This window comes from Streptococcus sp. SS-4456 (assembly GCF_036680365.1).
Taxonomy (GTDB): Bacteria; Bacillota; Bacilli; order Lactobacillales; family Streptococcaceae; genus Streptococcus.
Genome location: NZ_JAVIHI010000059.1, coordinates 1 through 10,508 on the forward strand (window position 1 = coordinate 1; position 10,508 = coordinate 10,508).

Here is a 10,508-nt window from a genome sequence, read left to right on the forward strand (position 1 = left end):
AAGGGCTTCCCGCACACCAGAGATCTGCTTTTGGAAGTTGTGTTGGGTCAATGCTTGTGATGTCGTCATGAAACCATTCTCCTTTCGTGTCATACATTGCTTCATAAGATTTTCTTGCAAATTTATCCTTTTCACAGTAACCGATACATTTGAAACCCGCTAATTCCAAACCACGTCGAAAACCACCCACTCCTGCAAAGAAATCAAGAAAGGTTAGGCTCATACCGTCTCCTCCATCATTGAATAGGCTTCATCAAAGGTCAAAGTCTGTCCATCACGCAATACCGTCACGTTGTCATTTCCTGTTGACTCTATATAACGTTTGACAATGACATCCACAAACTTCTCATCCAACTCAATGCCGTAACAAACTCTTCCAGTTTGGTCTGCGGCCATTAGGGTTGAACCAGAACCAAGGAATGGATCAAGAACAATCGTCCCACGCATCGATGAATTTTGAATAGGATAGGCCATCAGAGGAATTGGTTTCATCGTTGGGTGGTCTTTACTGGATTTTGGACGATCATATTCCCAAATGGTTGTCTGTTTACGGTCACTAAACCACTGATGTTTTCCCTTTTGTTTCCAACCAAAGAGACATGGTTCATGTTGCCATTGGTAGGGACTACGGCCAAGCACTAATGAGTTCTTTTTCCAAATGCAACATCCACTGAGATAAAAACCAGCATCCTTAAATGCCTTACGGAAGTTCAATCCTTCTGTATCCGCATGAAATACGTAGATTGAGGCATCAGCTTCCATATGCTTTTCTACTTGAGTGAACATGTCAAAGAGAAACTGGTAAAATTCACTATCTGGCATATTATCATTGAGAATCTTTCCAGCTGTTTCTTCCACGTCAACATTATAAGGAGGATCTGTCACAACCAAATTTGCCTTTTTATCACCTAACAGTTGGTCATATGTTTCAGCTTTCGTAGAGTCGCCACAAATCACTCGATGCTTACCAAGTTGCCAAATGTCTCCTCGTTTTGAAAAGGTGGGTTTCTTCAATTCCTCTTCAACATCAAAGTCATCTTCAGATAACTCCTTATCATGAATGTTGGAGAGAATGTCATCAATTTCTGGTGGTTCAAACCCTGTCAGGTCGAGATTGAAATCCGATTCCTGTAAATCCAAAAGCAAGTCCGCCAAAAGCTGGTCATCCCATTGACCGGTGATTTTGTTAAGGGCAATGTTCAGTGCCTTTTCATCTTCCTTGGATAAATCGACAATGACACATTTGGCAGTTTCATAGTCTAAGTCCTTCAATACAGTTAATCGTTGATGACCACCAATTACCGTCAAGTCTTTATTGACGATGATGGGGTCAACGTAACCAAACTTGAGTAGGCTTTGCTTAATCTTTTCATACTCCTTATCACCCTTTTTGAGTTTTTTTCGAGGATTGTAAGAGGCTGGGTGTAATTCAGACAATTGAATTTCTCTAATTTCCATTGTTGGTTGACTTGTCATTGGTTTCTCCTTTATAAAAGCGTGATTGAATGTAACACGAATGGCTACAAAATTTTCTATTTGGATTGGCATAAGATAAAAATGACCTGCCACATTGTTGGCAAGTCAAATCTTCATATGCGGTTTTTGATTTATCGTGTTCGTTAGAATGTGTTGTCCACCAAACCTTACGACACTTATCCGAACAGAACTTCTTTGGTCTTCCTATTTTATGAATTTTCAGTGCTTGATAACACTGGGGGCAACGGAGTCCGTCATTCTGGTCGGCTTTTGCCATCTGCTTTGTCGCCGCTCCATGACCAAGCAATGCTGGATTTCGTTTACAGTATTTCTTAACTGAATCTCTAGATAGACCTGTAGCCCTACCGATTAAGCCATAGCCAAGACCTTCTGCTCGCATTTTCCAGATTTGTTTGCGTTGACTTTCGTCCATTTGTTTTCCTTTCCAGCAAAAAAGGACTAAAAACAACTATTTTCTACATTGTTTCTAGCCTTTTTCACTATTTTATTACCAAAATGACATACTTTGGAACGCTACATCCCCACATTAGAAACGTGATAACGGTGGGAACGAACGTAATAATTGAGCGATTTTAATGTACCCGCTTGCGAATTTTGCGAAATTACACGTTTGAGGGGGCGTCGGTCTTAGTCTCCCAAGGGTTTAGAGATTTCATCCACCCCTCCCCCATAGGGTTAAAAATTGGATACTTTTGTAACGAAACTCCAAGATTAAAATCGATACGTATACTCCACATATCGGTCAGTCGTCTTGGTCTTCCTGTCATGACAAGACTTACAAAGTGCTTGCCAGTTAGATTGATTCCAAAAGAGTTCTTGGTCACCTCGGTGGGGTTGGATATGGTCAACCACTGTTGCCTTGGTCAATCGACCTTTGGATTTACATTGAACACAGAGTGGATGAACTTTTAAGTAACGAAGTCGTGCTTTGTTCCACTGAGCATTGTAGCCCTTCGCTTTGGTTGACTTGGCATCCAGTTGCAGGTTTGCTTTATGGTTGTCACAATACTTGTGACCATAAGGTACTAGGTTAGGGCAACCATTTTGTTTACAAGGTGTACTTGGTCTTCTTGGCATTTTACTTCTCCCAAGGAAGATAGTCTTTCGTGAAATGCCCAAAGCAAGTTGTCTTGGTGTAGTCTACATTCAAGAGATTAAGTTCCTTAATGATACCTCGTGGTGTTAAATCATAACGCTCACGAATCATTCCTTCCAGTTGTTTTGCGGTGTAGCGACTGGTTCCAAAGGTATCTACATACACCGAAACAGGTTTGGCTACTCCAATGGCATAGGCTAATTGTACTTCACATCGTTTCGCATACCCTTCTCGAACAATGTCCTTAGCAATCTTTCGTGCCATGTATGTAGCTGAGCGGTCAACCTTGCTTGGGTCTTTTCCAGAGAAGGCACCTCCACCATGATGTGCGAAACCGCCGTAGGTATCTGCCACAATTTTTCGACCAGTAACTCCTGCATCCGCAAATGAGCCACCAAGAACAAAACGTCCAGTTGGATTGACTAGAACTTTAAAATCTAGATTCTGACGGTAACGAAGGGCAACTGACATCATTGCCTCTGTCACAATTCGTTTCACTTTATCCAAGTCAGCCGATGCTGTATGTTGGATAGAAACCAAAAAGGTATCAATCCTATTTTTGTCGTAGTCGTAGGACACTTGGGCTTTGGCATCTTTTCCAAGAAGAGGGTGTCCTAGTGACATGAGTTTTTCAAGGACACGAGTTGCCAGAACATAAGGCAAAGGCAGATACTCTGGTGTTTCATCTACCGCATAACCAAACATCAACCCCTGGTCACCTGCACCCCCATTGTCTACTCCTTGTGCAATATCTTTGCTTTGAAGTCCTAGTAGGTTCGTCACCATGATGTCCGTCATACCGTAAGGTTCAAGAACCTTTTTGACAATTCCTTCAAGGTTAAAGAAATGCTTGGTTGAGACTTCTCCTGCCACAACCACATGGTTATCCTTGATAAGTGTTTCGACAGCTACTCGACTATCTTTATCGTGCTTAAGGCATTCCGTCAAAATGACATCTGAGATTTGGTCACAGAGCTTGTCTGGGTGTCCGCTTGAAACTTGTTCACTGGTAAAAATCATGTTTTCCTCCACGCAAAAAACCCAACCGTCTGGCTAGGCTTTGTGTTTATTTTACTGAATTTCTGCCTTCTTCGTAGGCTCGTTCGAGAGCTTTTTTAATTCCCCAAACTGGAATGTCGTAGAAATCAAGGTTATCGCTCCAGCGTTGTTCCAAGGTTTCAACTTGTAATTCCTCTTGAGCAATCCTTGTAAAAATCGCATCCAGTTTTTCTTGTTGGTGTTTTGTCATTGTATTGTTCTCCTCTTCTTTTGTTTTGTTCATATTAACTCTAAAAAGGAGATATATCCAGTCATTACTGGGTATTTTTAATCTTTTTTGACACTTACAATTCTACCACAAATTTTGACAAAGTGAGGTCAATGTTAGGTCACACTTAGTGCAGGGGTAGGTTACTGGTAGGTCAAGGGTAGGTCAGGGAGAGGTTACTTTTCCAAAGAAAATCCCATTTTCATATACACTTCCCTAACATGGTCTAAGACCTTACGTCGCCAATTTCTAACAGTACTTCGACTAATATGAAACTCTCTCATCAAGCTATCCCAATTACTATCTGTCTTAAGCATAGATTGCGCAAAATCATACAAATCTCCCTTTAGAAATTTTAAAGCCATCTCAAAATTATCAAGGTCATTAGCCAATCGAATATACCGTTGCGATAAATCCGCCAATTGTTCCTCATTTTCCTGAATCATCTTCTCACGAAAATTCAGCGCAATCATCTCTGACCTTTGATTGGTAGGTGTACTTTTAACTCTAGGTTCATCAGATTTTTCAAAAACGAGTGAACCAATAACCTCATTTTCTGTCACTGGTTTGAAATGTTCCAGACGATACTTTAACATCTCCAAGTCACTTTTGAGTTCATTGTAATTCGTCAGTATGTGCTCTGCCTTATCCATCTGCCCCTCCTACTTGTGCTTTAACAGCTTCAATCAGCCGTTCTTGTTGTGCATCTTTGTTTTCTAGTGCCTTGAGGATTTCCTCATCAATCGTTCCTTCAGTCACAATGTGTTGGATAACAACAGTCTCAGCCTCCTGACCTTGTCGCCACAGACGAGCATTGGTTTGTTGGTATAGTTCCAATGACCATGTTAAACCAAACCAGACCAAGTGGTGACCGCCTTTTTGAAGATTCAACCCATGACCTGCTCCAGCTGGATGAAGTAAGCCAACTGGTACATTGCCCTTGTTCCATTCACGAATATCCTCTTCTGTTTTCAACACCCGACTCTTTACCTTGAGTTTTTCTAAACGACTCATAATCCGAGCCAAGTCATGTTTGAACCAATAGGCAACTAAGACAGGTTCTCCATTTGCGGATTCGAGGATATCTTCAAGGACATCTAGTTTCTGTTCATGAAGTGACACGACTGTATGATCATCAGAATATACAGCACCATTAGATAACTGAACTAACTTGTTCGTAAGGCTTGCAGCATTGGCGGCAGTTACTTCTAGTCCATCTAACTCTGACAATACATACTCTTTCTTAAACTGACTGTACTTTTCTTTTTCCTTTTCTGACATATGCACCAGTTTCTTAGTTGAAATCAATTCAGGCATATCCAGATAATCTAGTGCCTTCATAGAAATGGTAATATCACTAATCTTGTCTTGAATTTGACACTCCGCATAGTCCATGGGGATGTATTCATAGACAATATTGCCATTGCGACGACCTTCTTCAAAGTAACGACTACGAAACTCACCGATGAAGCGACCAAGACGTTCTCCTCCGTCAATGACTTTAAACTCTGCGAACAAGTCCATCAGTCCATTCGAGCTTGGTGTTCCAGTTAGTCCAACCACTCGCTTCATGTAAGGTCGCATAGCCATGAAGGCTTTGAAACGTTTGGACTGCCAAGACTTGAAAGAACTCAATTCATCAATCACTACCATATCCCACTTGAAATAGGGACTACATTGTTCTACCAACCAAGGGAGATTTTCACGATTGACAATATAGATGTCCGCATCTTTCTGAAGGGCTACTTTTCGTTGCTTGGGCGTACCAACTATTTTCGAATAACGTAAGTGACGCAACTCCGCCCATTGCTCAATCTCATCACTCCATACTGTATTTGCGACTCGCAGTGGGGCAATCACCAGGACCTTTGTGACTTCAAATCGATCAAACATCAATTCATTCACTGCAGACAAGGTTGTAGCCGTCTTCCCCATCCCCATGTCTAGGATGACTGCTGCATGAGGGTGACCCATGATGAAGTCCTTGGCGACTACCTGATAGTTATGTAATGTCAATTTCATCTAGCACTTCTCCAATCATCTCAATGCGGTCAATGACATAGACCTTAAAGCCTAATCGCTCGAACAGTTTATGCCTTGACACTTGTAACTTCCTTGGCTTTTGGTCAGGAGCCTTCACTTCCACCAAGCCAAATTTGCCTTTGGGTAAAAACACCAAACGATCTGGAACACCAGAAAAAGATGGCGATACCCATTTAGGACAAATGCCTCCTCTAGCTTTCACAGACTTCACCAAAGCTTGCTCAACGTACTTTTCTCTCATCGTTCTAAATCCTTTCATCAAATTGAAGTGTGTGGGTCTAGTGCAGTCATTTCCAAAACTCCTCTTATAGGCTTTTTTTATAGTAATTTTTGCTTATAGGATAGTTTTAGAAAAGACCTTAATAGACCTACACAAAATCAAAAAATGTCACTCATGCTGGTCGTTTTAATCATTTATCTGAAACCTCACTCAAAATAAGTTCCAACCATTCAGTCAACGACCTACACACCTAAAATAGTCCATCACCTCTCTTGTGGAGGTAAGGTGGCTAAAAATGTTGGTCATTAATCTAAGAAATCATAGTCATCATCAACCAATTTCAAACCAAGAATGAAGTTACCTTTACTTGTCCGTTTTCGCTTAAACCCTGCCTGATCAAGAGCAGAATAAAAATCGGTCGTACTGCGTGTGTACTCCATGTTCTTGGCGCAATAAGCACGATACTGACTGTATAGTTCTCCTGATTTTTCTGTCAACTGATCACCAACTTGACAACACTCACTAAGGAAGTGTCCTAACCAATCATTGGCCTCACGATAGGCTTTGACGGAAGAAGATACCGCAGTTGGTACTTTTGTTTTAAAGTTCGCTTTGATAGCTTTTTCTGCACCTTCGATAATCCAAGACAAAATTGCTGGTGCTGCATTGTCATACAAATGGTCCGCAAAGTTTTTGATGTCAGAGCGACCAGTGATTTTGGCATTAAAGGGAATAACAACCAAACGTCGCCAAGTTCCATCATCGTTCGCTCCTACTTTAGGCAGATGGTTGGTATAAAGAACCAGCGTATGTGATGGCACGAAGTGAAAAGGATCCTTGTACTTTTTCTCAGCTTGGATTTCATCTGTTGAGGTAATCTGCTTAACAACAGCTGTATTGAGTCTCATCCCTTCTGCCATCTCAGAAGCAATGACCAGACGTTTCCCTTTAAGCTCAGCAAGCTCAGGACTGACATTTCGCTTGTTTGACATCGTTAAAGCATCCGCAGATAATTTACCTGAATAGCTACCTAGCACACGAGCAATGGTATTCCAAAAAGTAGACTTGCCGTTCGCTCCGCCTCCATAGGCAATAATCATATGTTCCTGATAGACCTTACCGATTGCCGCCATACCAATAATTTCTTGAACATAATCAATTAATTCTTGGTCATTACAGAAAAAGGTAGCTAAAGTTTCCTGCCATAATCCCATACCCTGATCACTAGGAGAGACTGCTGTCATTTTAGTTATATAATCTTCAGGATTGTGTTCTTGTGACCCATTTATTCCTTTTCGTAAATCATAGGTAGCCTCTGGCGTATTGAGTAATAAGTCATCACTATCTAATTCTGACAATTCTACTGAAAGCATTGGTTTAGCTGTATTATAGACAGCCATCAAATTCTTATAGTCACGATGTTTCATAACAAATTTATGAAACTCTTTAGCTGCTAGATAGGCTTTTAAATATTTCAACTGAAGTGGAGTTTCGACTGCATTTTCTAGTCGCTTTCCACCAGCCTTAATGGTCAATTCATCAATACCTGAAGACTGAAGTTGCTTCTCTGCAGATTCCAAGAGTGCATTCGCTTCAGCAAGTTGTTCATCAGTAAAGTGCACAACTGCCCCTAATGCCAACTGCTTGTTCTCACGCCAATGCGTTCCATCGTAATAGAGATAATCTGTCGCATTGGTATAAGCGAGCCTGTTCGTATACTCTCTAGCAAGAACTCCTGCTTCCCCAACATCCGAGTAATCATCTGGTTTTAAAGTTTCTCTATTGAATACATCGGGAGCCACGTAGCCTTTAGATGTTTTGATGGTTCTGTTGTAGAATCGGACAGCACTACCCCAGATGGTATCTAACTCTACTTTATCAAGCGGTGGTACACATTTCTGTGCCTGCTCATCAAAACCATCCCTTGCTTCTTGTGTCACGCCTAGCCGTTTGACAATCTTAGATGCAAATACAGACATCGTAGAATTACGACTCCCTTGCTGGATTGGTCCACTTGGAGGAGTATAGAAGTCTGCATCGAAATCTTCCTCGTCATCAATAGATACAGCTTGAAACAAATCTTCATCAATAATTAGCCATGAATCATGCCATATAACCTGTGCATTTGGATTTCCAAAGAAGAAACGTGCCGCATCCTTGGCATTATCATCAAAAAACTTGTATTGATTACAAAGTTCTTCCTTCATAGCTACGTAGACATCTTTATCAGTTACCTCATTGATTTGGAAGTAAATATGATATTTTGGTCTTGGAGCTTTTCCTGCCTTTGCCTGCATATGACTTCGACTAGTTACCAAGGCAAAATTGTAATCCGCAAAGATTTCTTTTAATCGCTCGACCGTCATCCATTCATCTGGATTTTCAGAATGGTCATTATCAATATCCATGACCAAAACGTCCGACTTAATGAAATTTGCATTTGAGCGTGTATTGTTTAAAAACAGCCCTGCCACATGGTCAAATTGCGCAACAGTTTGTAGCGATATTTCATCAGTAATAGTAACTTGATTGGGATAGACCGTGGTTGTCTGAACCCCATTCTGTCCTGAATGAGATAAGGTAAATTGCATTATGCACCCTCCATATTTTTGCAGTAATTTTAGAAATATATCTTCTTAACTTACTAAGTAAGAATCTGACAAATTTTTCCGCTCTTTCAGAAAAAAACATTCAAAAAAATAGAAGTTTCCTATTAAATTGCACAGGAAACTTTTTTGATATTCAAAAATTTTTTCAAATCTAACGGAAAAACATCACTTGGTTCTACTTAGTAATGTGTAAGAGGTATGTCTAAAAAAATCTCTTGCAAAGTGGAAAATTTAATAAAAACCTTACTTAGTAAGATAGGAGGACCAAATATGGTAAACGAACCATACATCAAACCTGATGAAGACGTAGCTGATACTCTCATAGCTATCAGCGTCATCTCAAAACTACTCGCTAAAAAAATTATGGAGGAAGAAAGTAATGAGCAAAATGAAAGAACTGAATAGACTAATTCATGATATGGAAGAAACCGCAAAGTACTACCTTCGATTGGTGGATGAGTTCAAAAAACTCCTATCTACTGATGATGAAACAGTTCCTGAACCAATATCACCCAAATCTGAACCACAAAAGGAAATTCAATTGGAGGATGTCCGTGCAGCCCTTGCGACCAAAGCTAAAGACGGGTTTAAAAATGAGGTTCGCGCTCTTCTAAATACTTACGGTGCTTCTTCTCTATCAGCTCTTGACCCTAAACACTTTGCGGCAGTCCTTGAAGAAGCTGGAGGGATTGGTAATGACTAACCATGCCATTCTATCCGCATCTGCTTCACACCGATGGTTGAACTGCCCACCATCTGTTCGTCTCACCGAAGATTTACCAGACACAACTTCTGATTTCGCTCTTGAAGGGACGGATGCCCACGAGTTGTGTGCTTATCTAGTCGAGAAAGCTTTAGGTAGGAATGCGCGTGATCCGACTAAGGATTTAGCATTTTACAATCATGAAATGCAGGATTGCGCTGAAGAATACCGCAACTACGTCATGGAACAAGTCGAGAAAGCCAGAGGCTACTCTCGTGACCCTACAGTTCTTATCGAACAACGACTGGACTTTTCTAAGTGGGTACCTGAAGGATTTGGAACTGGGGATTGCATCATCGTGGCGGATGGACTTCTTCAGGTAATTGACTACAAGCACGGGCTTGGTGTTCTAGTTGATGCAGACCACAACTCTCAGATGATGTGCTACGCTTTAGGAGCTCTTGAGATGTTTGATGGACTTTATGATTTTGATAAAGTCACCATGACTATCTTTCAACCACGAAAACATAACATATCTACCTTTGAGATAGAAAAGACAGAGTTGCTTGAATGGGCTGAAAATGAACTCGCTCCAAAAGCTGAACTTGCATTCAAAGGTGAAGGGGAGATGCAGTCTGGTAAACACTGCCAGTTCTGTAAACTAAAGAATATCTGTCGAAAGCGTGCGGAGGATAATTTGGCTCTTGCCAAGATGGAGTTTGCGAATCCAGATACCCTTGATAACGAGGACATTGCAGAGATTTTGTCTAAATTAGACCTGTTGATTTCATGGGCAAATGACATCAAAGCCTACGCTTTGAAAGAAGCTACCGAAGGGCATACCATTCCAGGATACAAATTAGTAGAGGGACGCTCGGTTCGTAAGTTTTCAGACGAAGCTGCCGTCAGTCAGATTATGATTGAAGCTGGCTTTGACCCTTACGAGAAGAAACTGCTCACTATCACTGCCATGACCAAACTCCTTGGCAAGAAAACCTTTAATGACCTGCTTGGTGGTCTTATCATAAAACTAAGTGGTAAACCAACACTCGTTCCAATTGACGATAGCCGTC

General features: G+C 41.0%; 13 protein-coding genes. 3 read left to right on the forward strand and 10 right to left on the reverse strand.

Going from position 1 to position 10,508, the window contains the following annotated elements; all coding sequences use genetic code 11:
- From RFK25_RS10840 to RFK25_RS10885, 10 genes are all read right to left on the reverse strand, one after another.
- The coding region (locus RFK25_RS10840) for a DNA cytosine methyltransferase (RefSeq protein ID WP_332413430.1) at positions 1-223 on the reverse strand (223 nt) is incomplete at its 3' end.
- Complete coding sequence (locus tag RFK25_RS10845) at positions 220-1,476, reverse strand: site-specific DNA-methyltransferase (RefSeq protein WP_332413431.1); 1,257 nt, start codon at positions 1,474-1,476, stop codon at positions 220-222. The genes RFK25_RS10845 and RFK25_RS10840, both read right to left, overlap by 4 nt.
- Positions 1,448-1,909, reverse strand: coding sequence for a hypothetical protein (locus RFK25_RS10850; protein ID WP_044679092.1), 462 nt, complete (start codon positions 1,907-1,909; stop codon positions 1,448-1,450). Before RFK25_RS10850 ends, RFK25_RS10845 begins: the two co-directional genes overlap by 29 nt.
- A gap of 299 nt (positions 1,910-2,208) precedes the next feature.
- On the reverse strand, positions 2,209-2,574 hold the full coding sequence (locus RFK25_RS10855; protein WP_332413432.1) for an HNH endonuclease: 366 nt from the start codon (positions 2,572-2,574) through the stop codon (positions 2,209-2,211).
- A gap of 1 nt (position 2,575) precedes the next feature.
- On the reverse strand, positions 2,576-3,613 hold the full coding sequence (metK, locus tag RFK25_RS10860) for a methionine adenosyltransferase (RefSeq protein WP_332413433.1): 1,038 nt from the start codon (positions 3,611-3,613) through the stop codon (positions 2,576-2,578).
- A gap of 46 nt (positions 3,614-3,659) precedes the next feature.
- Positions 3,660-3,842, reverse strand: a complete 183-nt coding sequence (locus tag RFK25_RS10865) for a DUF6900 domain-containing protein (protein WP_332413434.1) — start codon at positions 3,840-3,842, stop codon at positions 3,660-3,662.
- A 194-nt stretch (positions 3,843-4,036) separates the two neighbouring features.
- On the reverse strand, positions 4,037-4,513 hold the full coding sequence (locus RFK25_RS10870) for a hypothetical protein (protein ID WP_154803689.1): 477 nt from the start codon (positions 4,511-4,513) through the stop codon (positions 4,037-4,039).
- Positions 4,506-5,882, reverse strand: coding sequence for a DEAD/DEAH box helicase (locus tag RFK25_RS10875; protein ID WP_332413436.1), 1,377 nt, complete (start codon positions 5,880-5,882; stop codon positions 4,506-4,508). Before RFK25_RS10875 ends, RFK25_RS10870 begins: the two co-directional genes overlap by 8 nt.
- Entirely contained in the window at positions 5,863-6,144 is a 282-nt protein-coding gene (locus RFK25_RS10880) for a VRR-NUC domain-containing protein (protein ID WP_003084768.1), read from the reverse strand. The genes RFK25_RS10875 and RFK25_RS10880 overlap by 20 nt, the downstream gene beginning before the upstream one ends.
- Positions 6,145-6,428: 284 nt before the next feature.
- Positions 6,429-8,714: a phage/plasmid primase, P4 family gene (locus RFK25_RS10885; RefSeq protein WP_332413438.1), complete on the reverse strand. Its 2,286-nt coding sequence runs from the start codon at positions 8,712-8,714 to the stop codon at positions 6,429-6,431.
- A 288-nt stretch (positions 8,715-9,002) separates the two neighbouring features.
- On the opposite strand from RFK25_RS10885, the gene RFK25_RS10890 reads away from it, so the two are divergent.
- The 3 genes from RFK25_RS10890 to RFK25_RS10900 all read left to right on the forward strand — a co-directional run.
- Complete coding sequence (locus RFK25_RS10890) at positions 9,003-9,137, forward strand: hypothetical protein (RefSeq protein ID WP_018374788.1); 135 nt, start codon at positions 9,003-9,005, stop codon at positions 9,135-9,137.
- The gene (locus RFK25_RS10895) at positions 9,112-9,435 is read left to right on the forward strand and encodes a hypothetical protein (RefSeq protein ID WP_018374789.1); all 324 of its coding nucleotides are present in this window, start codon (positions 9,112-9,114) and stop codon (positions 9,433-9,435) included. Before RFK25_RS10890 ends, RFK25_RS10895 begins: the two co-directional genes overlap by 26 nt.
- Positions 9,428-10,508: DUF2800 domain-containing protein (locus RFK25_RS10900; RefSeq protein ID WP_332413442.1), on the forward strand; the 1,081-nt coding region annotated here is incomplete at its 3' end. The genes RFK25_RS10895 and RFK25_RS10900, both read left to right, overlap by 8 nt.

Excerpts from the sequence above, each read along its gene's own strand:
- RFK25_RS10880 (WP_003084768.1), bottom strand. The coding sequence starts at position 6,144 with ATGAGAGAAAAGTACGTTGAGCAAGCTTTGGTGAAGTCTGTGAAAGCT.
- RFK25_RS10855 (WP_332413432.1), bottom strand. The coding sequence starts at position 2,574 with ATGCCAAGAAGACCAAGTACACCTTGTAAACAAAATGGTTGCCCTAAC.
- RFK25_RS10875 (WP_332413436.1), bottom strand. The coding sequence starts at position 5,882 with ATGAAATTGACATTACATAACTATCAGGTAGTCGCCAAGGACTTCATC.
- RFK25_RS10885 (WP_332413438.1), bottom strand. The coding sequence starts at position 8,714 with ATGCAATTTACCTTATCTCATTCAGGACAGAATGGGGTTCAGACAACC.
- RFK25_RS10845 (WP_332413431.1), bottom strand. The coding sequence starts at position 1,476 with ATGACAAGTCAACCAACAATGGAAATTAGAGAAATTCAATTGTCTGAA.
- RFK25_RS10890 (WP_018374788.1), top strand. The coding sequence starts at position 9,003 with ATGGTAAACGAACCATACATCAAACCTGATGAAGACGTAGCTGATACT.
- metK (WP_332413433.1), bottom strand. The coding sequence starts at position 3,613 with ATGATTTTTACCAGTGAACAAGTTTCAAGCGGACACCCAGACAAGCTC.
- RFK25_RS10865 (WP_332413434.1), bottom strand. The coding sequence starts at position 3,842 with ATGACAAAACACCAACAAGAAAAACTGGATGCGATTTTTACAAGGATT.
- RFK25_RS10850 (WP_044679092.1), bottom strand. The coding sequence starts at position 1,909 with ATGGACGAAAGTCAACGCAAACAAATCTGGAAAATGCGAGCAGAAGGT.
- RFK25_RS10870 (WP_154803689.1), bottom strand. The coding sequence starts at position 4,513 with ATGGATAAGGCAGAGCACATACTGACGAATTACAATGAACTCAAAAGT.
- RFK25_RS10895 (WP_018374789.1), top strand. The coding sequence starts at position 9,112 with ATGAGCAAAATGAAAGAACTGAATAGACTAATTCATGATATGGAAGAA.